This is a genomic window from Kitasatospora albolonga, from assembly GCA_002082585.1.
In the GTDB taxonomy this organism is placed as follows: domain Bacteria; phylum Actinomycetota; class Actinomycetes; order Streptomycetales; family Streptomycetaceae; genus Streptomyces; species Streptomyces stephensoniae.
The window spans coordinates 2496438-2522219 of record CP020563.1 but is presented as its reverse complement, the minus strand read 5'-3'; the positions used below and the strand labels follow the sequence as shown (position 1 = coordinate 2522219).

Here is a 25782-nt window from a genome sequence, read left to right as displayed (position 1 = left end):
ATGCGTGCGTCCGCCCGCCCCGTCAGCCCTTGCACAGGTCCGCCGTCCTCAGGTCCTCCGGCGGGATCTCCGACTCCCCGAAGCCGTACGGCTCCAGCAGCTGCACATAGCGCGAACGGTCCGACACGATCTTCTTCAGCTCGCGGTTGAAGGAGTCCCGCAGATCCTCGTTGCCCTTGCGGAACACCGCGCCGCCCGGCGAGAACTGCGCCTTGCCGTCGATCTGCGGCACGAACGCCTCGGTGACTTCGGTGGCGGGGTTGGTCTTCGCCAGCCAGCGCAGCGAGATCCCGGTGAGCAGGAACGCGTCGATCCGGCCGCCCTTGACGGCGTCGGCCCCGTCCTGCGGCTTCTGCACCGTCTTGATCCTCCCCTCGGGGATGCCCGCCCCCTTGGCGTAACTGCCCTCCACCGCACCGGACATGACGCCGATGGTGATCCCGGCCTCCTTGGCGGACTCCAGATCGGTGACCTTCTTCGGGTTGCCCTTCCGTACCATCAGCGCGGTCGGCGAGATGAACTCCGGCTCGGAGAAGATCGCGTTGCCGCAGCGCTCCGGGGTGATCGCCATCCCCGCGCTGACCACGTCGTACTTCCCCGCCTGGAGCCCCGGGATCAGCCCGTCCCACTCGGAGAGCGTCGGCTTCAGCTCCTCCACCCCCAGCGCCTTGAAGATCTCCCGGTGCAGGGTCGGCGCCTCGCCCTTCAGCTCCTTGCCCTCCAGGTAGCCGTACGGCGCCTCGTTGGCGTACGCCACCCGGACGAAGCCTTGCTCGCGCAGCTTGGCGAGGGCGCCCTCGCCGGTCACGGAGCCCGCGTCGGTCTTGCTGCACGCGGTCAGCAGCCCCGGCACGACCAACAGGCCACCCACGGCCGCCGATCGATTGAGGAAGCCCCGGCGGGAAAGGTGAGGATAGTCAGCCATGGTTCGCGGTCTCCTGGAGGTCGAACAGTCCGGACAGGGTGAGCGCCTGCCCGATCCCGTACGTCTATGCAGGAAGCCGGGGCATGTAACCCAACAGTGGCCGGAAGGTGACCTTCCCGTGGCCCGGACGGGCGGAGGGTGACGGTCTCACTCCGGGGAGGTGTCTTCTGTCTCCGCGGATTTCTCCGCGGAGTTGTCGGCGGACGGGACGTAACCCCGTTCCTTGTCCACCACGTTGGGCAACGGCTCGCCTTCCGCCCATAGTTCGTACATCGCCACGAACTGCTCGCTCAGCCGGTCCCGCCAGCCGACCGTGTCCCCGCTCAGATGCGGTGAGACCAGCAGCCCCGGCACCTCCCACAACGGGCTCTGCTCGCCCAGGGGTTCGTCCGCGAACACATCCAGCGCCGCCCCCGCCAGCCAGCGGCGGTTCAGCGCGTCCACGAGGTCCGCCTCCACCACGCTCGCCCCGCGCCCCACGTTGATGAACCGGGCCGAGGGCTGGAGCAGCCCGAAGAAGCGGGCGTCGAACATGCCGTACGTGGCCGGGGTCAGCGGCACCGCCGAGATCACCCAGTCCGCGCGCGCCGCCAGCGGGCCCAGGTCCTCGATGCCGTGGATCGTGCGCCGGGCGGTCCGGCCCACCAGCGCCACCTGGACGCCCAGGCCGTGCAGCAGCCGGGTGATCTCCCGCCCGATGGGGCCCGCGCCGACGACCACCGCCCGCGAACCGGCCACCTGCTGCCCCTCCCGGTGGTGCCAGCGCCGCTCCCGCTGGAGGGCCAGGGTGGTGGGCAGATCCTTGGCGAGGGCCAGCACCAGCCCGGCCACGTACTCCGCGATCGGCCGCTCGAAGATGCCCCGGGCGTTGGTCAGTACGGTGCCGGACGCGGCCAGCTCCGGACAGAGCAGCCGGTCCACGCCCGCGCTCGCCGCGTGCACCCAGCGCGGCCGGGGCCCCTCCCCGGGCCAGGCGCGGCGCACCGCGTCGGAGGTGAAGTCCCACACCAGCAGCACATCGGCCCCGGGCAGCCGGTCGGCCAGCCCCGCCCCGTCGGTGCGCAGGACCCGGGCCCGGCCGGTCAGCCGCCCCAGGCGCGGGGGCGGATCGGCGTCGAGGACGAGGACGACGGGTTCCGGCATCGGTGGCTCATCACTCCGCAACGTCGCAGGTGGGGCAGGTGGGTGGGGCGCGATCTCAGCTCCTGATCTCAGCTGCTGATCTCGGGTCCCGCTCACGTGATCTCGGCTCCCGCTCACGCTCGCAGCCGCCCCCGCCCCCGTCAACACGGCCCGGACGGCCCCCGCCCACCCGCCGTCCCCGCCCCGCCGGGGGAATACTTGACAGTGACAGGGGCACCAGTGGCTTCCCGCGCCCGACGCGAAGGAAGGGTGAACATGACGACCGTAGGACTTCTCTACCCGGGCCACGCCGCCGAGGACGACTTCCCACGGATCGAGATCACGCTCGACACGGACGTCAGGCTGCCCCTGTTCTCCACCGACGCGGGCGAGGGCGCGTACCGCCCCGACGCGCTGCGCGGGAGCGGGGCGCCCGAGCGGCTCACCGAGGGCGTCGAGGAACTGCGCCTCGCGGGCGCGGAGGCACTCGTCTGGGCGAGCCCCGGCGGCAGCTTCGTCTACGGCTGGGCGGGCGCCCACAACCAGATCGCCACCCTCGCCCGGAGCGCGGGCCTGCCCGCCTCCAGCACCGCCTTCGGCTTCGTCCACGCGGTACGGGAGCTGGGCGCGGGCCGGGTCGCGGTCGCCGCCGCCTGGCCCGAGGACGTCACCGCGCTCTTCGCCGACTTCCTGGCGGCGGGCGGTACGGAGGTGGTGGCCTCCCGGAGCGCCGGCCTCGCCACCGCCGCCGAGGCCGCGGGGTGGGAGCCGGGCCAGGTCAAGGAGCTCGCCCTCGCCGCGGACCACCCGGACGCCGAGGTGCTGCTGCTCCCGGACGCGGCCCTGCACACGGCCGCGTACATCCCGGAGCTGGAGGAGGCGCTTGGCAAGCCGGTCCTCACGGCGAGCCAGGTGACGGTCCGGGAGGGGCTGCGGCTCACCGACCGCCGGGTCTGGGCCCCGACGCTCGGCACCCTCTTCGCCACCCACCGGCCGGTGCCGGGGGCGGTGGAGCCGAAGGGCATCGAGGTGCGGGAGTAGCTGCCGCCACCGGCCCCGGCGGTCCCTCCCGGTGGGCGGCTTCTCCCGGACCGCGCCCCTCCCGGAGCCCGGCTCCGGAATAAGCGGAGCCCACCTCCTGTTGTACGCCTCCGATGCGTACGACCGCGTACGACGAGCACCACCGGGAGAGGGCCGACACGTGAACGAGATCCAGGGCGACCGGACGGACGGCGACGGAATCCGGGGGACGGCCGCGGGCACCGCCCCCGTCCCCCTCTCCGTCCTCGACCTGGTCACCGTGGGGCAGGGCCGCACCGCCACCCAGGCTCTGCGCACCGGGGTCGAGATCGCCCGGCTCACCGAACGCCGCGGCTTCCACCGCTACTGGGTCGCCGAGCACCACTCCATGCCCGGGGTCGCCTCGTCCTCCCCGGCCGTGATCCTCGCCCATATCGCCGCCCACACCGACCGCATCCGGCTCGGCTCCGGCGGCGTGATGCTGCCCAACCACGCCCCGCTGGTGATCGCCGAGCAGTTCGGAACCCTGGAGGCGATGGCCCCCGGCCGCGTCGACCTCGGCCTCGGCCGGGCCCCCGGCACGGACGGCGCGACGGCCGCCGCCCTGCGCCGCAGCGACCGGCTCAACGAAGGGGCCGAGGATTTTCCGCAGCAGCTCAGCGAGTTGATCCGGTTCCTGGACGACGACTTCCCCGACGGGCACCCGTACGCACGCATCCACGCCGTACCGGGCCCCGTCCAGGCCACCGCCCCCGGCGGGGTGCAGTCCGCGCACCGGCCGCCCGTCTGGCTGCTGGGCTCCTCCGGCTTCAGCGCCCGGCTGGCGGGCACGCTCGGGCTGCCGTTCGCGTTCGCCCACCACTTCTCGGCACGGAACACGATCCCGGCGCTCGACCTGTACCGGGAGTCCTTCCGGCCCTCCGCCGTGCTGGACACCCCGTACGCCCTGATCGGCGTCTCCGCGCTGGCCGCCGACGACGAGCGCGAGGCCCGCCGCCAGGTGCTGACCGGCGCGCTGTCCATGGTCCGGCTCCGCACCGGGCGGCCGGGGCTGATCCCGAGTCCGGAGGAGGCGGCCGCGTACGACTTCTCCCCGATGGAGCGGGAGTTCGTCGACGGCTGGCTCGCCAACGTGATCCACGGCACCGCCGACGAGGTCCGCACCGGCCTGGACGACCTGGCCAAGCGCACCGGCGCCGACGAGCTGATGATCACCGCCAACGCGCACGGCGGCGAGGCGCGGCTGCGCAGCTACGAGCTGATCGCCGACGCGTACGGTCTGCCGAGCGCTGCCTGATCCGTACGGACCGCTGCCGTCCGGCTCCTGATCCGTACGGGCCGCTGCCCGATCCGTACGGGCTGCCGAACGGCGGCTAACCCGCCCCCGGCCGGGCCGTGATCAGCGCCGCGATCCGCTCCGGCGCCACCGCCCGCGAGTACAGCCACCCCTGCCCCGTGTCGCAGCCGATCCGGCGCAGCCGCTCCGCCTGCCCGGCCGTCTCCACGCACTCCGCGGTGACGGTCAGGCCCAGGCGGTGGGCCAGCTGCACCATCGCCTCGACGATCGTCTCGTCGGCGGGGCTGGGATGCGTACCGTCCTCGTACCGGAAGCCCTTCACGAACGCCCCGTCCAGCTTCAGTACGGAGACGGGCAGCCGGCTGAGGTAGGCGAGGTTGGAGTACCCGGTGCCGAAGTCGTCGATGGCGATCCGTACGCCCATGTCGCTCAGCGCCTGGAGCGCCCGCAGCGGGCGGCCCCCGGAGCCCATCACCGCCGACTCCGTCAGCTCCAGCTGGAGAAGGCCGGGGGCGAGGCCCGTCTCGTTGAGGATCTGCGCCACGTCCGCCACCAGGTCGGAGTCCCAGACCTGGCGTACGGCGACGTTGACGCTGATGAAGAGCGCGGGTTCGTCCGGGTGGTCCAGCTGCCAGCGCCGCGCCTGGCGGCACGCGGTGCGCAGCACCCACCGGCCGAGCTGGACGATCGAGCCGTCCTCCTCGGCGATCCCGACGAACCGATTCGGCGAGAGCACGCCGAACTGCGGGTGGTTCCAGCGCACCAGCGCCTCCACCCCGCGCACCACCCCGTCCGCCATCCCGACCAGCGGCTGGTACTCCAGCGTGAACTCGCCGCGCTCCACGGCGGGCCGGAGCGTGGAGGAGAGGGCCTGGCGGGTCATGCGGTGGGCGTTGCGCTCGGGGTCGAAGAGGGTCCAGCGGGCCCGGCCGTCGGCCTTCGCCCAGTACAGCGTGGTGTCGGCGGCCTGCATCAGACCGGTGGGCGAGGTGCCCGCCACCGGGCGCTCCACCACCCCGATCGAGGCGGAGACCGAGAGCCGCTGACCGGCCAGGTCGAAGGGGTGCTGGAGCGCGGCGAGGACCGAGCGGGCCAGTTCGGTGAGGGCCTCCGTACCGCCGGAGTCCTCCACCAGGATCGCGAACTCGTCGCCGCCCATGCGCGCCACCAGCCTGCTGCCGCCCACGTTGCGGCTCGCGTCGCTCTCGGCGCAGTCGGTGAGCCGCCCGGCGACGGCGGCGAGCAGCCGGTCGCCGATCCGGTGGCCGAGGGTGTCGTTGACCGCCTTGAAGCCGTCCAGGTCCAGGTAGACGAGGCCGATCCGGCCGTGCCGGGGGAGCATCGAGTCGTCCTGGTACGGCGGGGTCTCCAGGGCCACCGAGAGCCGCTCGAAGAAGAGGGTCCGGTTGGGCAGCCGGGTCACCGGGTCGTGCATCTGGAGGTGGCGCAGCCGGTCCTGGAGCTCGCGCCGGTCGCTGATGTCCGCCACCGTCAGCAGGACCCGCGCGGGCTCCGCCGCCGACGTCCCGGTCATCGGTACGACGGTGACCTCGGCCCACAGGGTGCGCCCGTCGGGGTGTTTGAGGCGGCGGGTGCAGCGGAACCGGGAGCGGCGGCCCTGGAGCACCTCGCGGTAGGCGTGCCAGGTGCGGTCGTCGGAGGCGAGGTCGACGAGCTCGGACGCCTGCCGTTCGGCGAGGGACCCGGGCGTCGTGCCCAGGAGGCCACCGAGCGCGTCATTGGCCCGGACGACGTGTCCCCGGCCGTCCACGACGGCCATGGGGAGGGTCGCGGCGTTGAAGGCGGCGCGGTGGTCGCGCAGCTCGGTGGCGGCGGGGTCCGCCGCGCTCGGCGGTACCGTACGCGCCGCCACCGAATGACGCTCCGTGACCGGCGCGGGCACGGCGTCCGGGGATGTGCCTGCCGGGGCCCGGGGCCCTTCGGAGGTTCCGCTCACCGCTCGCTCCCGCTGTGAAGGTTGTCGTGAACAGGTGGGGTCGGACAGGGCACCGGGTGGTGAACCCGTGAAGGGGCCCGATCCACGCGGGAAAGCGTGGTGAAGCATAGAGGGTGGCACATCGGGCGTTCCAGCTCGCATCCGGCCACGGGTGGTGCGGACGGCTGGTCTGCGCCCTTCCGGTTTGCCCGATCCTGATGGTTTCTGAGCTCTTCTGTTGCATCGGGTCGCCAGGCCGACCGGTGGTGACACTCCGTAAAGGTGTGGGGTGTGATGGCGGGCGCCGTGACCCATGTGGCTCATGTGACCCGTGTGGGGCAGCACAACAGGGCGCACCCCTGCAAACCATCACAGGGTGGACGAGACGTATCGCGTTTCCCCACCCGGAGGTCGATGTGCAGCGTGAGCCCGGACCCGGAACCGGACCCGAGGCGTCGGAACGCCCCTCGCTGCGCGGTCTGGCGGCCGCTCTGACCTCGCTGCTCGCGCTCGCCGCCACCTCCCTCGTCGCGGGCCCCGCCGTGGCCGCCGCGCGCGACGCGACCCCGTGCGCGCTGCCCCGCACCTCGGCGCACCACTCGCTCGGCCTGGACGACTGGAACGGGGCCTACCCCCGCCCCGACCGCAGCCTCGACGCGGTCATGATCTTCCTGTCGTTCCCGGACTTCGAGCCCGTGCTCACCCCCGAGGTGCTGGCCGCCGACCACTTCCCCTCGACCACCCGGTTCTTCGAGCGGGCCAGTTACGGGCGCTTCACCCTGCGCCCCCACCCGCAGCGGACCTGGACCCAGATGCCCCGCGCCTCCACCTGGTACGCCATAGAGCGCGACTGGGGCGCCGAGCGGCGCACCGCCTACCTGCGCGACGCCATCGCCGCCGCCGACCGGGACATCGACTTCTCCGCGTACGACATCGTCTACCTGGTCGCCGACCCGGACGCCCCCGGCGTCGACTCCGACGCCACCAAGGTCGTCAACTTCGAGCGCCCGCTGCGCGCCGACGGCACCGACATCCGGCGCGTCGTCACCGTCTTCGAACAGCACCCGCCCGACCGCAACGTCCTCGCCCACGAGACCGGGCACGTCTTCGACCTGGCCGACCTCTACCACCGGCCCACCGACGGCAAGGGCGACTGGGACACGTACGTCGGCGACTGGGACGTCATGGGCAGCCAGTTCGGCCTGGCCCCGGACCTCTTCGGCTGGCACAAGTGGAAGCTCGGCTGGCTGGACGGGGCCCAGGTCGTCTGCGTCCAGGGCTCGGCCGACCTCACCCTGGAGCCGGTCGCCGCCGCCCCCGTGCCCGGCGGGTCGATCGGGACGCGGCTCGCCGTCGTCCGTACCGGCGGGAACAGCGTCCTCGCCATCGAGGCCCGCGGCGCCACCGGGAACGACCGGGGGACCTGCACCGAGGGCATCCTGATCTACCGGGTCCGCAACGAGACGGCCTCCGGCGGCGGCCCGGTCGAGGTGGTGGACACCCACCCGGAGACCGGAGCCTGCTGGGACCGCTCGGTCTACCCGCCGCTTGCCGACGCCCCGCTCGGGGAGGGCGAGACCTTCACCGTGCCGGGCGAGCGCATCCGCGTGGAGGTGGCCGACCGCACCCCGTCCGGCTCCTGGACGGTCCGGATCACCGCCGGCGTCTGAAGCCCCGGCCCCTGCCGTACGGCGCTCCGCGCACACGAAGAAGCCCCCCGCTTGCGCGAGGGGCTTCTTCCGTCGGTGCGCCGTCAGGGACTCGAACCCCGGACCCGCTGATTAAGAGTCAGCTGCTCTAACCAACTGAGCTAACGGCGCCTGCTGACGTCGTAGACATTAGCACCCTGATCCGCCCGAGGAAAAATCGAATGCCCCGACCCGTGGGACGTCGCCGACCGGCTCACCCGCACACACGCCCAGAGCAGCACGTCGGGCCCGGGCAGCCACGGGTTGCGGGTGTCGGGCGCCACCAGCCAGCGCGGCCCGGAACCACCGGACGGGCAGGTCAGGGGCGGTACGGTCACGGCGTCGCCGGTGCCGTGACAGAGCAGCGGGGGAGGGGTGCGGGTGGGCCCGCCGCCGCCCGAGCCCCACTCCTCCCAGGCCAGCAGCGAGGGCAGTCGCTGGGCCGTTCCGGGGGAGGCGAAGAGCAGCATCCGGCCCCGGTGCACGGCGACGGGACCGGTGCCGGGGCCCTCGGCCCAGAGCCGCTCCAGCATCCGCCGCCCGAACAGCGCGGGCACGTTGACCACGTCGAACTGGGTGCCGCACGGCAGCACCCCGGGGGAGGCCGGGCGCTCCTGCCACTGCGCGAGCGTGGAGCGCGGGTAGGCGGCGGCTCCCGCCAGCCAGGCGGCACCGGCGGCGGTCACCTGGGCGGCCTGCGCCCCGGTCTGGTCCCGCAGCAGGGCGAAGATGTCGACGGCGTGGGGCGCGGCTCCGCCGGCCTGCAGGGTCGTTTCGTCTTTCAGCCAAGCGCTCATGGAGGAAAGGTCTACCGGGAGTGACGGAAAGGATTCCCAGAGTTGCTGGAATCCGGGACACGGTAGGAGCGGAGGGGGTATCTTGCCCGCCGGAATATGCCACCGGACCTGACCTCCGGCCTGGGGACCGCACCTCCGGCCCGGCTCCGGTTCGCTTCCGGCCCCACTCCGCCCGGCTCCGCCCCGGCTGCTGTCCTGGGGCGACCGGGCGACCGGGCGGCGGGAGGCGCGGGAGGTGTCAGGCGTTGGAGGCGTCCAGCAGGGACCGCCCGAACTCGATCATCTTCTTCGCGTAGTCCTCGGTCCACTCCGCGCGCTCCGCGACATCCGCCGCCGTCAGCCGGTCGAACCGGCTCGGATCGGCGAGCTGCGCCGCCGCTATCGCCTGGAACTCCACCGACCGGTCCGTGGCGGCGCGGAACGCCTGCGTCAGCTCGGTCGCGCGGGCCAGCAGCTCACGGGGGTCCTCCATCGACTCCAGGTCGAAGAAGTGCTCCGGATCGGCCGCCGCCTGAGACGGCTCGAAGAGCAGCGGCGCGGGGCGCAGCCGCTGCCGTTCGTTCCGCTCGGACTGTGTCATGTGCTGTTCCTCCCTCGGGCGGCCCGGACGGCCACCCTCCATTGTCCAACCCCGCGCAAGAGGGCCACGGACCTCAGGGACCCGGAGCTCAGGGACCCGGAGCTGAGGGACCCGGAGCTCAGGGGCCCACGGGCCTCAGCGGGCCACGGACCTCAGGAGGCCGGGGGCTTCCACCGCACCCGGTGCTCCGCGAGGTGGGCCAGGACCGCGTGGTTCGCCTCCCAGCCGTCGGGGAACTTCACCGTGACGCCGAGCTGGACCGGCTCCGTGGACGGGTGCTCGTCCAGCAGGTCCGCCACCCCTTCCCGGCACACCACGACGCACGCGTGGCGGTGGCGGGAGGCCAGCACGCACAGGCGGCCCGTCTCCAGGTGGAACGCGGTGGCGTCGGGGCGGCCCGACAGCGGGTGCAGGACCACCGTGACGTCGAACTCGCGGCCCTGGAGGCGGTTCGCCGTGTCCACCGCGACCCCCGTGACGCCCAGCTCCGCGAGGGCCGCCCGCACCGCCGCCGCCTGGTCGCGGTGGGCCGTGCCGACCGCCACCCGGTCCGCCGTCACCGGAACGGGCTCCTCCGCCCGCTCGCTGGTGGCGACGCCGCCCCGGTCCAGCAGTCGGCGGACCACCAGCGCCACCGCCCGTACCGCCTCGGGGTCCGTACGCGGGGTGTGCCGGGCCGGCAGCTCCAGCAGCCCCCACCCGGCCTCGGCCGCCTCGTCCAGCACCCGGTCCGGGCCCGAACCGTCCGAGGCCACCCCGAAGGAGAGCCGCCGGTCCCCGTGGCCCGTACCGCTGCGGAACGGGGTGTACGGGTAGAACGCGTCCGACACCAGCGGTGCCGCCGAGGCCGGGAGCCGCCAGGAGACCGGCAGCCGGTGCTGCGGCAGCTCCGGGTTGTGCGCGAGCAGCGTGGAGACCGCGCTCGCCGACGGGTCGTAGCTCAGCCCCGCCCACTGGTCCGCGCCGACGATCGAGAACGGGTCCAGCTGCCCCGGGTCCCCGACGAACAGCGCCCGCTCGAACAGCCCGGCCACGGCCAGCAGCGCGTCGGACCGCATCTGGTACGCCTCGTCCACGATCGCGTGCCCCCACGGCTCCACGTTCTTCACGTGCGCCCACTTCGCGGCCGTCGAGATCACGATGTCGAGCCCGGCCAGATCCGCCGCCTTCGCCGACTTCCGTACGTTGTCGAGGCCGTCCAGCACCTTGTCGTACGGGTCGGAGTCGCTGCTGTGCAGCCGCCCCACCGGAAGCTCCGGCTCCTTCTCTGCGAGCCGCACCACCAGGTCGTCGACCTGCGCGTTGGTCTGCGCGACCACCATCAGCGGGTGCCCGGCGGCGGCCAGCTCCAGGGCCGCCCGCACCACCAGGGTCGACTTCCCGGCGCCGGGCGGGGAGTCCACGACGATGCCCCGGGCGGAGCCGCGCAGGGTGTCGTCGAGGATCGCGCCGGTCGCCCGCGCCGCCTCCGCACCGGGATCGAACACGACGGTCACAGCAGGTCCTCCGGGGTGACGGGGTCGGGGTGCTCCGCGCGCAGGGCGGCGTCCGCGCCCGGCGGGCCGCCGTGGGTCCACGGGGTCTCTTCCGGGTCGGGGAGCTTCGGGCCGCCGCGCTGGTCGTGCTCGAACAGGGTCCAGGCGATCCGCTCGCCCGGCTCCGGCAGCGAACCGGGCGCGGGCTCCTTGCCCCGGCCCATCCGGTCCATGATCCGCAGCACGATCAGGATCTCGCCGCCCGGGCCCTCCTCCTGCTCGGCCCGGACGAACTCGGCCGTCTGCGGCTTGCCGTCCAGCGAGCGGTACACCTTGGTCCGCTCGCCCAGATGCGGCCGCTCGTCCGTGCGGAGGGTGACCAGCGGGCGCGGGGACGGACGCCTGGACTCCGTGTACGCCATCTCGACGCCGGTCACGTCCGCCAGGAACGCCTCGCCCGCCAGCCGCCGCCCGGCCAGCACCAGCGGATCGTCCAGCGCCTCCTGGGCCTCCAGCTGGGCCTGGGCGGTCTCCCGGGAGGCCAGCTTCTGCGCGGCCGTCACCGCGTCGTCGCGCCGCGGCTGCGGCGGCTCGCCGGAGCGCACCCGGTCCCGGTGGGCGGTGAACGACCAGCGGTCCCGGGTCCAGCGGTCCTCGGCCCGGGACCCCTCGGGCAGCTCCCGCAGCAGGTCGAGCCCCTGCCACACCTTGTCCCAGGTCGGCAGCATCACCGCGGCCAGTAGCGACCGGATCTCCCGCTCGGCGCCGCTCAGCCCGCCGAGGCGCTCGTCGGCCGCGAGCCCGTCCTCGGCCGCCGCGAGCGCCTGCCGGGCCCGGTCGTACCGCTCGATCGCGGGGGCCAGGAGCCCGTTGTCGAAGGCCGGGTCGGTGGCGGGCCCGGCGGGCGGGCAGCGGAGCTGGCCGTCCGCGTCCCGGGCGAGCTCGGCGGCGAGGGCGGCCTCCGCGCCGCTCGTGTCCCGCGGCGGGCCGATCCAGGCCAGCAGCGCCCCCAGGTGCTGGTCCTCCAGGCTGCTCTGGCCGGTCGCCCAGTGCCGGTTCAGCAGGTCCGTGGCGGCGAGCAGCAAGCAGGAGCCGGGCACCCGCGCCCGCTCCCCGTAGTGCGTGAGCCAGCGGCCTAGCAGGGGGACGCGCGCCGGGGCGGGATACGGCGTCTCCGGGTCGTCATCGGCGGTCCGGCGGAACCGCATCGACCGGCCCAGCAGCCGCACGAACTCGATGCCCGCCCGGCTCGGCACGATCAGCTGCGGGGCGTCCGCGCACAGCTCGACCTCGACCTTGGTCTTCTTGCCGGTGGCCGGGTCGGTCTCGTTGCGCTCGGCGGGCTCGACCACGTCCGCGTACGCCTCAATGTGCGGAAGGACCGCCTCCGCCAGCTCGGCGAGGAACGCGAACCGCAGGTCCCGGTCGCGCGGCTGGGCGACGGCCAGCAGCCGGGGCCGCTCGCGGTCCGTGCCGACCAGGGCGCCGAGCGGGGCCCCGGCCTCCCCGGCGGTGGTGAGCGGGACCAGGACCAGCGGGCGGTCGGTGAGATGGCGGTGGCGGACGGTCGCCAGCGGCTGGGCGCGACCGGAGTCCACCGCCTCCAGCCGGGCGAGGGTGGTGATCAGCGACATACGGCGGCCTCCTCCCGGGCTTGTCCGCGCAGGGCCGCCGCGCTCTCCAGGGCCTCCGCGCGCAGGGCGGCGGCCCGGCGCAGCGCGGCCACGGTCGGGTCGGCGGGGTCGCCCTCCTTGCCCGCGGCGGCGGCCAGCACCCCGGCCACCGTGGTCAGCCCGCCCAGCTCCCCGCGCACGCTCCGGCCGAGCGTCTCCACGGCCCCCTCGGCCCGGGACCGCGCCCGGCAGTGGAAGGCCAGCTCGCAGGCGGCCAGGCACTCGGGGGCGTACGCGGCGGTGACGGCGGAGACGGCCGACTCCAGCTCCTGCGGTGAGCACGCCGGGTCGAACGTCGTCCCCTCCGGGAGGGCCCCGGCGATGTCCTCGATACGGGTGAGCCGCGTCAGCTGACGGCGGGTCACGGCCCGCTGCTTGCGTACGTCGACGACGGAGGCGGTCGGCAGGTTCGAGAAGTCCTTGGGGCAGACCAGCAGCACCCGGTGGCCGACCTCGGCCCCCTCGGTCACCGCGGCGACCCGCTCCAGCGCCAGCACGTACACGGCGGCCTGACGGGCGGCGGCCCCGACCTTCGCGGCGTCGGCGGAGGCGTCGATCATCGGGAACGACTTGATCTCGACCACCGTCCAGCGGCCGTCGGGGTGCACCACCACCGCGTCCGGCTCCAGATAGGCGGGGGAGCCCGCCACCTCCAGGGCCAGCATCGGGTGGTCCAGCAGCGCCCAGCCGCCCGCCGCCGTGGCCTCCCGGAGGGCGAGCGCGGTCCTGGCCGCCCGGCCCTCGGGTCCGGCGGCGCTCAGATCGGGCGTGGCGACCTCCGGGCCCGGGGCGGGGGAGGAGGAGCCGAGCCGCTCGTACAGCAGGCGCAGCAGCTCCGCCCCGCCGTCGGCCTTGACCTTGGCCTCGAACGCGTTGCCCCGCATGAAGGCGAACTGGGACTGGCCGAAGGGGGCGGGGGAGCCGAGGGCCTGGGCCAGCACGCCCTTGTCCACCCCGGCGCCGTCCAGCAGAGCGCGGCGCTTGCAGCCGGGGTTGGCGGCGAGGGCGGCCAGCGCGCGGGCGTCGAGCGGGTGCGGTGCGACGGAGGGGCCGCGCAGCTCAGCGAGCCGCTGCCGGAGCGTCGTCGTCGGCCGAGACGTCCGAGCTGCCTGTGACGTCTGGGGTGCCCGAGGCGCGTGCGGGACCTGAGCTGCGTGCGGCGCCTGTGGTTCCTGCGGTGCTTGCGGTGCGCGTGGTGCCTGCGGTGCCTGCGCGCTCTGCCGCGCCGTCGGCTGCCGCGTCGGGGGAATCTGCGGAGGAGGTCCGCTGGCCGGGGATTCGCTCACCCGCGGAAGTCTTGCATCCGGCACTGACAATCGGGGACTTCACCGGCTCGGAGGCCGTACGCACGGTGGCGAAAGCGGTCCGCAGCCGCCCCTTCACCCGGTCGGCCAGCCGGATGACCGGCCTGGTCAGCAGGGCCCCGAGCCCCATCACGGCGGCACCCGCTACCGCGTCCAGGAAATAGTGGTTGGCGGTGCCCATGACGACGACCGTGGTGACCAGGGGGTAGGCGATACCGGCGGCCCGCAGCAGCGGGTGGCGGGCGTGGCGCCACAGCAGGATGCCGCACCACAGGGACCAGCCGACGTGCAGGCTCGGCATGGCCGCGTACTGGTTGGTCATCCCGCTCAGCCCGCGCGGGGCGCTCGCCCCCTCGCCCCACCACCCGTACGCGCTGTACTGCGCCATCGTGTCGACGAAACCGTGGCTCGCCTCCAGCAGCCGGGGCGGGCAGGTCGGCACGAGGGTGAAGCCGACCAGACCGAGCAGGGTCGAGTTCATCAGCCAGACCCGGGCCGCCCGGTACGCGGCCGACCTGCGCCGGAACATCCAGACCAGGATCGCCGGGGTGACCAGGTAGTGCAGCGTGGCGTAGGCGAAGTCGGCGGGTATGCCTATGGCAGGGGTGCTGGTGAAGAGACGATTCAGCGGGTGTTCGGCGTTGAGGTACAGCGCCTGCTCGAACCGGAGGATCGCCAGCCCGTTGTCGACCGCCGTCGACACGTCCCCGCGCACCAGGAGGCGGCCCAGCGAGTACAGGCCGTACACCACCGCGATCAGGGGGAGCTCCGTCCACCAGCGGGGCCGGTGACCGGTCGCGGGCAGGGCGGTGGCGTGCGGCATCCGGTGGCTCTCCCCAAGTTCATGCGGCCGACGGCGGGCGTTCAACCGTAAGGCGGCGGCGGGCCGCCGCGTCCTTCGGGGGTCCCCTCGTGGACGCCCCGTACGCAGCCTGCCCCGAAGCGGCTCCCGTACCGCACGGGCAGGCTGTTCAGAGAGGGACGCCGTCACCGCCCCGGAGGTTGCCCCCGCAGGGGGTGCGGGATGATGGAAGGCCCAGCACCACCGTTCCAGGGAGAGCCTTCATGGCACCGCGCATCCTGCTCGCCCGGCATGGCCAGACCCAGTGGTCGGTCCAGGGCAACCACACCGGCAGGACGGACATCCCGCTCCTCGACACCGGCCGCGCGGGCGCGAAACTGCTCGGCGAGCGGCTGCACCGGGCGCCGTGGGCGGGGCTGCCCGGCGTCGAGGTCCGCACCAGCCCGCTCGTCCGGGCCGCCGAGACCTGCGAGATCGCCGGGTTCGGGGAGCGGGCCGAGCGGTGGGACGCGCTGATGGAGTGGGACTACGGGGCGTACGAGGGGCTGACCCCGGCGCAGATCAAGGCGGACCGGCCCGACTGGCTGATCTGGCGCGACGGGGTCCCCGAGGGGGAGAGCCTCGCGGAGGTCACCGCCCGCGCCGACGAGGTGGTCGGCTGGGCGCGCTCGGCCGACCGGGACGTGCTGGTCTTCGCCCACGGCCACATCCTGCGCGCCCTCGCCGCGCGCTGGCTGGGCGAGGACCTGCTCTTCGGCGCCCGCATCCGCCTGGAGCCGACGTCGCTGTCGGTGCTGGGGTGGGCGTACGGGGCGCCGGCGGTGGAGCGCTGGAACGACACGGGGCACCTGGAGCTTCACAGCCCGTCCGGCGTCTGAGGACGGAACCGTCGAGCACGTTCCGGGCGCGCTGTACGGTCTCCCGCGCGACGGGGTCAGGAGGGGTGCCCGCTCCACGGGGGCAAGGGTTCCGCCCGCAGACGCCGGGCAGGCCGGGGACTCCGCACCCGCCTCACGTGGCCGACGCCACCTCTTTGTGACGGGTCAGGAACGACGCCGCCCCCGCCGCCCCGCCCGGCCGGGCCTCCAGCACCCGGGCCGCCCCCGCCAGCATCCCCCGGATGCGCGAGGACTGGACCCGGCCCAGCAGGTCCAGCACCTGGTGGCCCGTCGCCGCCGCCTCGTCCACCCGCCCGGCCCGCGCCAGGTCCCCCGTCAGCTGCGCCCGGTACAGCGCCAGGTTCCGGGTGAAGTGCGCGTCCTGGAGCGCCGCCGCCCGCCGCCCGTGCCGCGCCGCCCGGGACCAGTCGCCCAGCGCCGACCAGCACTGGGCCTCCAGCAGCTCCAGCTCCGCCTCCCGGAAGAAGCTCATCCACTCCGGGTCGCCCCCGGCGGGCCCCCGCTCGAACGCCGCCCGGGCCCGCCCGATCGCCCGGTCGCACCCCGTACGGTCCCCGAGCCCCGCCCGGCCCCCCGCCTCCCGCAGCGCGAGCAGCGCCAGCAGCCGGGGCGAGCCCAGCGTGCGGGCCGCCCGCTGCCCGGCCTCGGCCGCCCGTACCGCCTCCCGGGGCCGACCCGCGTCCCGGGCCAGGAACGAGGTGTTGCAGAACGCGTGCGCCTCCAGCCCCGCGTCCCCCGCCAGCCGCGCCGTGGCCAGCGCCTCCGCGTAGTGCGAGCGCGCGTCGTCGAAGCGCCCCGAGTCATGGGCCAGCCACCCCACCGAGATGGCCAGCTCACCCGCGCCCGCGTGCAGCCGGTCCGCCGTCGCCCGCCGGGCGGTGGTCCCGGCGTCCAGCAGCTCGTACGCCGCCTTCAACGGCCGCGCGGCCTGCCGGTAGAGCCCGTCCGCCCCGTGCCGGTCGTCCAGGACACGAATCCGCCGTACCGCCTGCTCCACGGCGCTCACCTCGCTCTCGCCGACCCGGCGCTGCGCGGGCAGGGAGGCCAGGGAAGTCAGGGAGGCGGCGGAGGCGGGTGTCCCGCCGAGCCCCAGGGAGGCGGCGGCCACCGTGGCCGTGCCGCTCATCATGAACACGCGACGCAGCACGTCGCTCTCCTCGTCGGTGTGGTCGGTGTCATCGGTACCGCCGTGCGGACCGTCTCCGGGCCCGGGCGGCGGCCCGGAGACGGTCCGGGCCCCCCGCCCCCGTACGCTCTCGCGGGCCGAGAACCCCAGGTCGGCCAGGGACGCCCCGGGGAACATGTGCAGGAAGACCCGTTCGTACGCGTAGTTGGGACAGCGGATCTCGCCGGACTCCACGCGTCCGATGTACCGGGCGTCGCACGCGACCTGTTCACCGATCTCGCGCGCCGCCCTGCGGACGGCCGCCGCGAACTCTCCTGCCGAACGCTGTCCGCGCAGCTGGCGGAAGACGAGGTTGGGAACTGCCCCTGTCGACACCATGCCCGGCCCCTCTCTGGTGCAAAGCGGTGCAAGCGGTGCGAGCCGGGTCCTGATTTCCGGTGTCCCGGCGGAGCATGAACGTACCTGCTGTGACAGGGAACACACGCAGCGATTCGCGACAAAGAGGGGCATCCCGCCCGTGATCCGCCATGAACTGCCACCCTTTGCGGCGGTGTCGCCCCGTAGCCCTTGACGCCCCCGTGCCGTTGGTCCATGTGGAGACGGAGTGTGGCTCCGTTCGGCGATGAGAGGAGGGGTTCCCTTGCTGCATCTCGGCCTGGAGACCAGCTCACGGACGACCGCGACGAACCCGACGACGAACCCGATGGCGACGACGGCCACGACGGCCACGACGGCCACGACGACGGACCCGGCACCCGTGGCGCCCACCGCGCCCCCGGCACCCGCCGAGGGGCCCTGCGACCTGGTCACCGTCCCCGCCCGGCAGGGGCTGGAGGCCGTCGACATCCTCCGCCGGGGCCGGGACCAGGAGGCCGTCGGCCCGGTCCTGCACAACGGCGCCTGCGACACCCTCGGCTTCCTCGTCCCGCCCGGCACCGCCGACGCCTGGGACGTACCGGGCAGCGCCTGTACGCGGACGGACGGGCGCGGGCTGCACATCCCCGCCGAGCCGCCCCCCGCCGGTTCCGGCTGGCTCCTCCCGCCCGCCCAGGACGCCCCGGTCACCGACCCCGCCGTACTCCGTGCCGCCCTCGACCAGGCGGCCCGCCTGCTGGAGGCGGCCGACAACTGCCACTGAGCCGGGAGCCGCCGCCCACCGGGCCGCGAGCGGGCGCCCCGGAGCCGGGAGCCCATAATGGCGGGACGGGCGGACACCTCCGCCGCTGCCGGTATCCCGGGCCCCCACCAGCAAGGACCAGCGCACGTGGCACGTCGAGGAGCGCAGGCCGGAGGCAGGGGCAAGGACAACGGCAAGGGCAAGGGCAGCACCAAGGAGCGCCGGAGCGGCCGGGCGGAGCGCGAACCCTTCTCCGGCCCCGTCGACAGCGGCCTCGCCGAGCTCATACCCGACCGGGAGCGCCCGGACGGCTGGACGCTGCTGCTCGACGGCGCCCCGCAGTCCCATGTGGACCTCGGCGACCCCGCCCGCCTCTCCTTCGCCTACCAGCGCAGGATCGGCCACATCATCGACCTCGCCGCGCCCCCGCTCCAGCCCCTGAACGTCCTGCACCTCGGCGGCGGCGCCCTCACCCTCGCCCGGTACGTGGCCGCGACCCGCCCCCGCTCCACCCAGCAGGTCGTGGAGGTCGACGCGGCCCTCGTCCGGCTCGTCCGCGAACGGCTCCCGCTGGACCCGCAGGCCCGCGTCCGGGTCCGGGCGCTGGACGCCCGCGAAGGGCTCGCCAAGCTCCCGGACGGCTGGGCGGACCTGGTCGTCGCGGACGTCTTCAGCGGCGCCCGGACCCCCGCGCACCTGACGTCGGCCGAATTCCTCACCGACGTACGCCGGGTGCTGAAGCCCTCCGGGCAGTACGCCGCCAACCTGGCCGACGGTCCGCCGCTGGCCCATCTGCGCGGCCAGGTGGCCACCGCCGCCGCAGTCTTCCCCGAACTGGCCCTCGCCGCCGACCCCGTGGTCTGGCGCGGCCGGCGCTTCGGCAACGCGGTCCTGCTCGCCTCCGCCCTGCCCCTCGCGGTCGCCGACCTCACCCGGCGGGTGGCGGGCGACCCGCACCCCGGCCGGGTCGAACACGGGCGGGAGCTCAGGGACTTCACCGGCGGCGCGGCGGTCGTCACGGACGCGGCGGCCAAGCCCTCACCGGCACCCCCGCCGTCGGTCTTCGAACACCCCTGACCAGGCCCATCACGGTTCTCCTGCCTGATGATCGGGCCCACGGACCTCTGGCCAGGTCTACGGTTCGACGACCTGGACCATCGGCGGCGTCCCGTTCCAGGTGCAGAACACGGAGTACGTCTTCCCGTCCACCCCGCCCCCGTCGTTGAAGTCGACCCGTATCCAGGCGTCGTTCGTCCACACCTGCATCGACCAGCCCGGCTCCGGCGTCGCCGACACCAGCTTCGCCGAGCTGCTCCCCAGCTCGAACACGACCCGGCCGCCCGCCGTGCGGTACCCCTTCACCTCGCCGGAGGCCGTGGCCGCCCTGGAAGGCGCGAGCGGCTTCGCGGCGGCGCTCGACGGCGTACGGGAGGGGCGCGCGGCCGACGGCGAAGGGTCCGGAGTGCTGCCGCGCGCCGACGGGGAGGGTGACGGCGAGGCACGGTACGTGGACGAGACCACCGGCTCCTCGGTGGACTGTCCGATCCGCTTCGGGCTTCCCGCACCCACGGAGATGGGCACGGCCCGGGGCGGGTCGTACGCCGTCCCCGTCATGACCGTGTGGACACCCCACCACGACAGCGTGACCGCCGCGCCGGTGGCGAGCGACCACGCGAGCGCGTGTACGAGTCCTCGTTGCATCGGGCACATCCTGCACCACCCGGACCTGGACTGTCCCCCTCCGGTACGTGCTGTTCCGCCCCGGCTCCGGCCCCCGTCCCGGCCTTTGGGGAGGTTTCCGGCGGCGGCGGGACCGGGCCCCGCACCATGGCGTACGGTGCGGCCCATGGCAAGTGTGCTCGTGGTCGAGGACGACCAGTTCGTACGTTCCGCCCTCATCCGGCACCTCAGTGAGGCCGCCCACACGGTACGGAGCGTGGGTACCGCCCTCGAAGCGCTGCGCGAGGTCGCGCACTTCCGCTTCGACGTGGTCATCCTCGACCTCGGGCTGCCCGACCTGGACGGCGGCGAGGCGCTCAAGATGCTGCGGTCCATCACCGACGTACCGGTCATCATCGCCACCGCCCGGGACGACGAGAGCGAGATCGTCCGGCTGCTCAACGACGGCGCCGACGACTACCTGACCAAACCTTTCTCCGTCGAGCACCTCTCCGCCCGGATGGCCGCCGTCCTGCGCCGCGCCCGCGCGGCCGGCGACCAGGCGCCACCGCCCCGGGTCATCCGCGTCGGCGGCCTCGCCATCGACCCGCTGCGCCGCAGCGCCGAGCTGGACGGTGCCGAACTCGACCTGACCCGGCGCGAGTTCGATCTGCTGACCTTCCTCGCCGGACGGCCCGGAGTGGTCGTCGCCCGCAAGGAGCTGCTGGCCGAGGTCTGGCAGCAGTCGTACGGCGACGACCAGACGATCGACGTCCACCTGTCCTGGCTCCGCCGCAAGCTCGGTGAGACCGCCGCCCGCCCCCGCTATCTGCACACCCTGCGCGGCGTCGGCGTGAAGCTCCAGCCCCCCGCCGACGCCCCGGCCGCGGAGCCGCCCGCATGAGGTGGGCCCTGGTCAAGGTGTGCCTGGCGGTCACCGCGATGGTCGTCATCGCCTTCGCCGTACCGCTCGGGCTCGTCATCCGGGAGATGGCCAGCGACCGGGCCTTCTCCGACGCCGAACGCCAGGCCGCGATGATCGCCCCGGCGCTCTCCATCACCACCGACCGCGAGGAGCTGACCCGGGCCGTCCTCTCCACCGAACCGGGCGACCGGGGGCGGCTCGCCGTCCACGTACCGGCCCCCGCGAAGGCCGCGGACGGCACCGGGGGCGAGGCCCTGGACATCGGCACCCGGCGGGCGAGCCCCAAGGACATCGCGACCGTACGCAAGGCCGGGCGCGCCTCCATCACCGCGGTGACCGGCGGCTTCGCGCTGCTCCAGCCCACCGCGCTCTCCACCGGGGACATCGCCGTCGTCGAGGTCTTCGTCCCCGAGGGCGAGGTCTCCAACGGGGTCGCCACCGCCTGGCTGATCCTGGCGGGCGTCGGGGCCGCCCTGGTCGTCGGCTCGGTGGCGGTCGCCGACCGGCTCGGCGTACGGATGGTCCAGCCCGCCCAGCGCCTCGCGGGCGCCGCCCAGGACCTGGGGGAGGGGCGGCTCGGCACCCGGGTGCCCGAGGAGGGCCCCACCGAACTCCGGTCCGCCGCCGTCGCGTTCAACTCCATGGCCGACCAGGTCGTCCAGCTCCTGGCCAACGAGCGCGAGCTCGCCGCCGACCTCTCGCACCGGCTGCGCACCCCGCTCACCGTCCTCCGGCTGAACGCCGCGTCCCTCGGCGAGGGCCCGGCGGCCGACCAGACCCGGGCGGCGGTCGAGCAGCTGGAGCACGAGGTCGACACGATCATCCGGACCGCCCGTGAACAGCGCCCGCAGACCCAGGGCGGCCGGACGGCCGTGCCGACGGGGGCCGGAGCCGGGTGCGACGCCTCCGAGGTGATCCGGGAGCGGATGGGCTTCTGGTCGGCGCTCGCGGAGGACCAGGGGCGCGAGGTGCGGCTCGCGGGAGTGGACCGTACGGTACGCATCCCCGTCGCCCGCCCCGAACTGGCGGCCGCCCTCGACGCGTTGCTCGGCAACGTCTTCCGCCACACCCCCGAGGGCACCGCCTTCGCCGTGGACGTCCACCACAGCGGCGACGCGGTCATCGTCCTCGTCTCGGACGCGGGCCCCGGCATCGCCGACCCGGAGGCGGCCCTGGCCCGGGGCACCAGTGGCACCACGAAGGCGGGCGCGGTCGGCTCCACCGGCCTCGGCCTGGACATCGTGCGCCGGGTCGCCGAATCCACCGGCGGTGACCTGCGCATCGGCCGGTCCGTGCTCGGCGGCACGGAGGTCCGGATCTGGATCGGGCTGCACGGCAGCAGCCCGGAGCGCGGGCGGCGCGGCCACGGCCGCCGGGTCGGCCGCCGAGTCCCCTGGCAACGCCGCAAGGAGCCCCGCACGGCGACGGGCCCCACCGCCCGGCCCTGACGCCTCCGGTACCGCCGGGAGCCCAGGGCGGGGACGGCCCCGGGAGCGGTGGGAACTTCCGCACCCCGGCCCCGGCCCTTCAGGCACCGCCGAGAGCGCCCTGACCCTTCAGCGCTGCCGAGAGCGCCCCGCCCCTTCAGGCACCGCCGAGAGCCCTGGGCCGGGACAGACACCCCACCCCACTCCACCTCACCCCACGCCACCCCACCCCGGGGCCCTTCATTAACCCGCCCCCATCCCCTCCTTAAGCCCACCCTAAGAACATCAACTCCGGTCCATAACGCCCCGTTTGCCGGTTCCGCTGCCGCTAGCGTTCTCTCACGACCTCCACCCCCGGGTCCGTGTCCACACCCCGCCCACATCCCCACCGCGTCCGCGCCCCCAGCACGGCCGCACCGACCCCCACGCCGGCCCCCACCGCCACCGGTCGCCCCGGTGGCGGCGGGGAAACCGGCACCCGGCTCACCCCCCCCCGGGCCCCTCGGGGCCTCCCCGAACCGCATCGAGCCCCCCCACGCGCGCGTCCCGGCCGGACCCCACCCCACCTCCGGCCGGGACGCGCCCTTCCGCCCGGGCTCTCCGGCCCGCCGGGCCCCAGCCCTCGGGGGCCTACTCCGACCGGCCCTTCCACTCCTCCGCGTACTCGTCGAAGATCGCCCGCAGATGGTGGCCGATCTTCAGGTAGTCCAGGTCGTCCAGGTTGGCCAGGGAGACCCGGACCGACCACTCCGGTCCGTCGAAGCCGCCCCCGTTCAGCAGGACCACCGACGTCTGCTCGGCCAGCCGGAACAGCGGGTCCACCGGCTCGTAGTTGGCCTCCAGGAAGTCCGCGAACGGCTTCCCGTGGACGCGCTCCGCCTCCGCCAGCAGGTCCAGCTCGATGTAGTAGGCGGCCCGCTTCGGATCGTCCGAGACCTTCATGTGCACGCCCTCCAGAAGGAGTTCGAGCCGCTGCCGCACGATGGCCCGGATGCGGTGCTTGTACGCCTGGCCCTCGTCCAGCATGTCGAAGAGCGAGAACAGCGCCATCATCACCTGCTGCGGCAGCGAGAGCCCCGCCGTGTGGTTGAGCGCCACCTGCCGCGAGTCCGCCACCATCCGGTCGATGAACCGCATCTTCTCCGGCTCCAACGACAGGGAACCGTAACGCCGGTTGAGCCGGTCCTTCTGCTCCTGGCCCTGTTCCCTCAGCATCGCGTCGATGACGTTGTCGTCGTGCAGCCCGATCACCCCGAGCCGCCACCCGGTCGCCCCGTAGTGCTTGGAGTAGGAGTAGACGAGCAGCGTGTTGCGCGGCAGGTCGGCGGCGAGCGAGCGGAAGCCCTCGACGAACGTCCCGTACACATCGTCCGTCACGACGATCAGGTTCGGGTTCTGCTCGGCGACGATGGCGGCGATCTGCTCGCTCACCCGCGAAGAGAGCGCCAGCGAGGGCGGGTTGCTCGGGTTGACGCAGCAGACCATCTTCACCGACGGGTCCGCCAGCTTGGCGATCTCCTCCGGCGGATAGCGCCACTGCCGCACCCCGGTCTCGGTGAACAGGTTCGCCTCGACGTGGACCACGTCGAATCCGTACGTGTCCAGCTCCGGGATCTCCAGGTACGGGGTGAACACCGGGACCATCAGGGCGATCCGGTCGCCCTTCTCCAGAATCCCGTTCTTCATCAGCGAGTCGAAGATGTAGCACATCGCCGCCGTGCCGCCCTCGGTCGCGAACAGGCTCAGCGTCTGCCCCTCGGGCGGCCGGTGGTCGAACATCTCGTCCGCGAGGTAGCCGCGCACGATCTCCTCGGTGTGGCGCAGCATCCGGTCCGGCACCGGGTAGTTGTCCCCGATCGAGGCGTCCGCCAGCTCATGGACGAACGCGTCCCGGCCGAAGCCGAACCGCTTCACCGCCAGGTCCACGCTCGCCTTCAGCAGCTCGATGCCGGGCAGCTCCGGGTGCGTACGGACGAAGTGCTCGAACCGTTCCGCGCACCCCGCCTCCTCCGGCATCCCGCCGAGGTTGTCCGCCGTCCACACCCGGCGGGACTCGCCGATCGCGAAGTAGCCGAGCGCGTGGTACGCCTCGCGGGGGCCGGTGGCGGTCCAATTGGGGTTGCCCCGGCCCGCGTTGAGCATCGCCCGGGTTGTTTTCCCCTTCTGGCCGGGCTTGCCGCTCTGCGCCTCCGTGGCGATTTGGATGAACTTGTCCTTCAGCTCGAAGGGGGAGAGCTGGGCGTAGGACCGGATCTCTTCCCGGCTGAGCTTGGTCTTGGGCATGGTGGTGTCCGTCCCGTGCGGGGTCAGTGGTTGAGGATGACGATCACGGCGCCCCACACCGTCAGCAGGACGTTGCCGACGGCGTACGGAATCGTGTAACCAAGGGTGGGGATCTGGGATTTCGAGGTCTCGTTGACGGCACCGATCGCCGCCGTGGTGGTCTGGCCGCCCGCCAGGACGCCCATCAGGACCGGGAACCGGATCTTCTGGATGTAGTGCCCGACCAGGAACCCCACGATCAGGGGCACCACGGTGGCGACCGCCCCGAAGACCAGCAGTCCCCAGCCGGCCGTGGCGAGACCGCTCGTGAAGCTCGGCCCGGCGTTGATACCGACGACGGCGACGAAGAGGCAGAGGCCGAGGGTGTCCATGAACCACTGGGCGCCCGGCGGCACGTTCCCGTACGTCGGATACTTGCCGCGGATGTACCCGAAGACCAGGCCCATGATCAGCCCGCCGCCCGAGGTGGAGAGCGAGATCGGCACCCCGCCCGCCGTCAGCGCGGGGATGCCGATACAGCCGCCGAGGAAGATGCCGAGCCCCACCCAGACCATGTCGGTGGCGAAGCTCGTCGGCACCGGCTTGCCGAGCGCCCGTGCCGCAGGGCCGACCAGCCGCTGCGGGCCGGTGAGGATCACGGTGTCGCCCCGCTCCAGGGGAGTGGAGAGCCGGTAGGGGAACGCGGCGCCCGCCCGGTACAGCTTGTCGATGTAGACGCCCACCATGAACGGCTCCCGGCGCAGCTCCCCGACCGTCCGTCCGATGCACGCCTTCTGGGAGACGACGACGTGCAGCGTCTCGGTGCGGTAGCCGAGCAGTTCCACGTCATCGGCCTCGGCGCCGACGTGTGTACGGGGGTCGAAGTCGACCAGGTCGCCCCGGACGGCGCTCACCGCGACGGTGTCGCCGAGCCGGAGCGTACGGGACTGGTCGTGCTCCAGGACCGTCCCGTCGCGGCGGACGCCGGTGAGGTAGACACGGCGGCCCAGCTCCTTCTGCTGCTCCTCGAAGTCGGCCACCGAGCGGCCCACCAGGTCGGGGCGGTCCACGCGGTACGCGCGCAGCACCACCTCGTAGTAACCGGCGCCTTCATCCGGGCTCTCGTCCGGCGCGTCCAGCTCGGCCGCGAGGTCGGCGCTCTCCTTGGCCAGGTCCCTGCGGTACAGCTTGGGCAGCACGTTGGCCAGGAGCATCGCGCACAGGATGGTGCCGAGCGGGTACGTCACCGCGTACCCGACGGCCACCAGGTTCTGCTGGGTCTTCGCCTCGTCGGCCGAGAGCCCCGGCAGCGTACCGATGGCGTCCTGGGCGACCCCGATCGCGGCCGACTGGGTGAGGGCCCCGCTCATCAGTCCGGCGCCGAGCCCGGGGCCGTAACCGAGCAGGCTCGCGAAGAGCCAGGAGACCAGCAGCCCGGTCACACAGACCACGACGGCGTTGGCGACCTGGGGCAGGCCGTCCTTCTTCAGCCCCCGGAAGAACTGCGGGCCGACCCGGTAGCCCAGGGCGAACAGGAACATGATGAAGAACAGGTTCTTCACCGTGTCGTCGATGTCGATCTTGAACTGGGCGCCCAGCACCAGCCCCGCCACCAGACACCCCGTCACCGCGCCCAGGGCGATCGTCCGGTAGCGGACCTTGCCCAGCAGGAAGCCGAGCGCGATGACGAGGAAGACGAGCAGTTCGGGGTGGGGCTGGAAGATGTTCCGGTTGAGGAAGTCGATCAC

At 73.7% G+C, this 25782-nt stretch carries 21 protein-coding genes and 1 tRNA gene; 8 read left to right on the top strand and 14 right to left on the bottom strand.

What is annotated here, in order from left to right; all coding sequences use genetic code 11:
* Window positions 1-22: 22 nt before the first annotated feature.
* Window positions 23-925 carry an ectoine/hydroxyectoine ABC transporter substrate-binding protein EhuB gene (locus tag B7C62_10875; protein ARF72722.1) on the bottom strand — a complete coding sequence of 301 codons (903 nt, stop codon included), beginning with the start codon at window positions 923-925 and terminating at the stop codon, window positions 23-25.
* A gap of 147 nt (window positions 926-1072) precedes the next feature.
* Window positions 1073-2068 (bottom strand): hydroxyacid dehydrogenase, encoded by a 996-nt coding sequence (locus tag B7C62_10870; protein ARF72721.1) that lies wholly within the window; start codon window positions 2066-2068, stop codon window positions 1073-1075.
* A gap of 255 nt (window positions 2069-2323) precedes the next feature.
* On the opposite strand from B7C62_10870, the gene B7C62_10865 reads away from it, so the two are divergent.
* Both B7C62_10865 and B7C62_10860 read left to right on the top strand, forming a co-directional pair.
* The gene (locus tag B7C62_10865) at window positions 2324-3088 is read left to right on the top strand and encodes a decarboxylase (GenBank protein ARF72720.1); all 765 of its coding nucleotides are present in this window, start codon (window positions 2324-2326) and stop codon (window positions 3086-3088) included.
* 160 nt (window positions 3089-3248) lie between these two features.
* Entirely contained in the window at window positions 3249-4364 is a 1116-nt protein-coding gene (locus B7C62_10860) for an alkanal monooxygenase (GenBank protein ARF72719.1), read from the top strand.
* 76 nt (window positions 4365-4440) lie between these two features.
* Here the strand turns inward: B7C62_10860 and B7C62_10855 are convergent, their stop codons facing one another.
* A complete protein-coding gene (locus B7C62_10855) occupies window positions 4441-6321 on the bottom strand; it encodes a histidine kinase (GenBank protein ARF72718.1) in 1881 nt (626 codons plus the stop codon).
* A 395-nt stretch (window positions 6322-6716) separates the two neighbouring features.
* Between B7C62_10855 and B7C62_10850 the strand changes: the two genes are divergently transcribed.
* Window positions 6717-7970, top strand: a complete 1254-nt coding sequence (locus B7C62_10850) for a peptidase M6 (protein ID ARF72717.1) — start codon at window positions 6717-6719, stop codon at window positions 7968-7970.
* Between the two features lie 73 nt (window positions 7971-8043).
* Here the strand turns inward: B7C62_10850 and B7C62_10845 are convergent.
* The 7 genes from B7C62_10845 to B7C62_10815 all read right to left on the bottom strand — a co-directional run bounded on the left by B7C62_10845 (window position 8044) and on the right by B7C62_10815 (window position 14640).
* A tRNA-Lys gene (locus B7C62_10845) sits at window positions 8044-8120 on the bottom strand.
* On the bottom strand, window positions 8111-8785 hold the full coding sequence (locus tag B7C62_10840) for a hypothetical protein (GenBank protein ID ARF72716.1): 675 nt from the start codon (window positions 8783-8785) through the stop codon (window positions 8111-8113). Before B7C62_10840 ends, B7C62_10845 begins: the two co-directional genes overlap by 10 nt.
* Window positions 8786-9023: 238 nt before the next feature.
* Window positions 9024-9365 carry a hypothetical protein gene (locus B7C62_10835; GenBank protein ARF72715.1) on the bottom strand — a complete coding sequence of 114 codons (342 nt, stop codon included), beginning with the start codon at window positions 9363-9365 and terminating at the stop codon, window positions 9024-9026.
* 152 nt (window positions 9366-9517) lie between these two features.
* Window positions 9518-10861, bottom strand: a complete 1344-nt coding sequence (locus tag B7C62_10830) for a helicase (protein ID ARF72714.1) — start codon at window positions 10859-10861, stop codon at window positions 9518-9520.
* Complete coding sequence (locus B7C62_10825) at window positions 10858-12474, bottom strand: hypothetical protein (GenBank protein ID ARF72713.1); 1617 nt, start codon at window positions 12472-12474, stop codon at window positions 10858-10860. The genes B7C62_10830 and B7C62_10825 overlap by 4 nt, the downstream gene beginning before the upstream one ends.
* Window positions 12465-13466 (bottom strand): hypothetical protein, encoded by a 1002-nt coding sequence (locus B7C62_10820; protein ID ARF72712.1) that lies wholly within the window; start codon window positions 13464-13466, stop codon window positions 12465-12467. Before B7C62_10820 ends, B7C62_10825 begins: the two co-directional genes overlap by 10 nt.
* Before the next feature lie 106 nt (window positions 13467-13572).
* A complete protein-coding gene (locus tag B7C62_10815; GenBank protein ARF72711.1) occupies window positions 13573-14640 on the bottom strand; it encodes a hypothetical protein in 1068 nt (355 codons plus the stop codon).
* Window positions 14641-14882: 242 nt separating this feature from the next.
* Between B7C62_10815 and B7C62_10810 the strand changes: the two genes are divergently transcribed.
* Entirely contained in the window at window positions 14883-15497 is a 615-nt protein-coding gene (locus B7C62_10810; GenBank protein ARF72710.1) for a histidine phosphatase family protein, read from the top strand.
* A gap of 133 nt (window positions 15498-15630) precedes the next feature.
* Here the strand turns inward: B7C62_10810 and B7C62_10805 are convergent, their stop codons facing one another.
* Window positions 15631-17022, bottom strand: a complete 1392-nt coding sequence (locus B7C62_10805; protein ID ARF72709.1) for a transcriptional regulator — start codon at window positions 17020-17022, stop codon at window positions 15631-15633.
* 379 nt (window positions 17023-17401) lie between these two features.
* Between B7C62_10805 and B7C62_10800 the strand changes: the two genes are divergently transcribed.
* Window positions 17402-17782, top strand: a complete 381-nt coding sequence (locus B7C62_10800; protein ID ARF77092.1) for a hypothetical protein — start codon at window positions 17402-17404, stop codon at window positions 17780-17782.
* Between the two features lie 126 nt (window positions 17783-17908).
* Window positions 17909-18838 carry a spermine synthase gene (locus tag B7C62_10795; GenBank protein ID ARF72708.1) on the top strand — a complete coding sequence of 310 codons (930 nt, stop codon included), beginning with the start codon at window positions 17909-17911 and terminating at the stop codon, window positions 18836-18838.
* A gap of 57 nt (window positions 18839-18895) precedes the next feature.
* On the opposite strand, the gene B7C62_10790 is transcribed toward B7C62_10795, so the two are convergent.
* Complete coding sequence (locus tag B7C62_10790) at window positions 18896-19462, bottom strand: hypothetical protein (GenBank protein ARF72707.1); 567 nt, start codon at window positions 19460-19462, stop codon at window positions 18896-18898.
* A gap of 145 nt (window positions 19463-19607) precedes the next feature.
* Between B7C62_10790 and B7C62_10785 the strand changes: the two genes are divergently transcribed.
* The gene (locus B7C62_10785; GenBank protein ID ARF72706.1) at window positions 19608-20324 is read left to right on the top strand and encodes a DNA-binding response regulator; all 717 of its coding nucleotides are present in this window, start codon (window positions 19608-19610) and stop codon (window positions 20322-20324) included.
* Window positions 20321-21793, top strand: coding sequence for a two-component sensor histidine kinase (locus B7C62_10780; protein ARF72705.1), 1473 nt, complete (start codon window positions 20321-20323; stop codon window positions 21791-21793). Before B7C62_10785 ends, B7C62_10780 begins: the two co-directional genes overlap by 4 nt.
* Window positions 21794-22402: 609 nt before the next feature.
* On the opposite strand, the gene B7C62_10775 is transcribed toward B7C62_10780, so the two are convergent.
* Together B7C62_10775 and B7C62_10770 are read right to left on the bottom strand one after the other, a co-directional pair.
* Window positions 22403-24055: an aspartate 4-decarboxylase gene (locus tag B7C62_10775; GenBank protein ARF72704.1), complete on the bottom strand. Its 1653-nt coding sequence runs from the start codon at window positions 24053-24055 to the stop codon at window positions 22403-22405.
* Window positions 24056-24078: 23 nt separating this feature from the next.
* Window positions 24079-25782 carry an aspartate-alanine antiporter gene (locus B7C62_10770; protein ID ARF72703.1) on the bottom strand — a complete coding sequence of 568 codons (1704 nt, stop codon included), beginning with the start codon at window positions 25780-25782 and terminating at the stop codon, window positions 24079-24081.

Bases quoted from the DNA above. Each gene is read 5' to 3' on its own strand.
- B7C62_10875 (ARF72722.1), bottom strand. From the start codon at position 925: ATGGCTGACTATCCTCACCTTTCCCGCCGGGGCTTCCTCAATCGATCG.
- B7C62_10870 (ARF72721.1), bottom strand. From the start codon at position 2,068: ATGCCGGAACCCGTCGTCCTCGTCCTCGACGCCGATCCGCCCCCGCGC.
- B7C62_10865 (ARF72720.1), top strand. From the start codon at position 2,324: ATGACGACCGTAGGACTTCTCTACCCGGGCCACGCCGCCGAGGACGAC.
- B7C62_10840 (ARF72716.1), bottom strand. From the start codon at position 8,785: ATGAGCGCTTGGCTGAAAGACGAAACGACCCTGCAGGCCGGCGGAGCC.
- B7C62_10835 (ARF72715.1), bottom strand. From the start codon at position 9,365: ATGACACAGTCCGAGCGGAACGAACGGCAGCGGCTGCGCCCCGCGCCG.
- B7C62_10825 (ARF72713.1), bottom strand. From the start codon at position 12,474: ATGTCGCTGATCACCACCCTCGCCCGGCTGGAGGCGGTGGACTCCGGT.
- B7C62_10815 (ARF72711.1), bottom strand. From the start codon at position 14,640: ATGCCGCACGCCACCGCCCTGCCCGCGACCGGTCACCGGCCCCGCTGG.
- B7C62_10810 (ARF72710.1), top strand. From the start codon at position 14,883: ATGGCACCGCGCATCCTGCTCGCCCGGCATGGCCAGACCCAGTGGTCG.
- B7C62_10805 (ARF72709.1), bottom strand. From the start codon at position 17,022: ATGGTGTCGACAGGGGCAGTTCCCAACCTCGTCTTCCGCCAGCTGCGC.
- B7C62_10790 (ARF72707.1), bottom strand. From the start codon at position 19,462: ATGCAACGAGGACTCGTACACGCGCTCGCGTGGTCGCTCGCCACCGGC.
- B7C62_10785 (ARF72706.1), top strand. From the start codon at position 19,608: ATGGCAAGTGTGCTCGTGGTCGAGGACGACCAGTTCGTACGTTCCGCC.
- B7C62_10780 (ARF72705.1), top strand. From the start codon at position 20,321: ATGAGGTGGGCCCTGGTCAAGGTGTGCCTGGCGGTCACCGCGATGGTC.
- B7C62_10775 (ARF72704.1), bottom strand. From the start codon at position 24,055: ATGCCCAAGACCAAGCTCAGCCGGGAAGAGATCCGGTCCTACGCCCAG.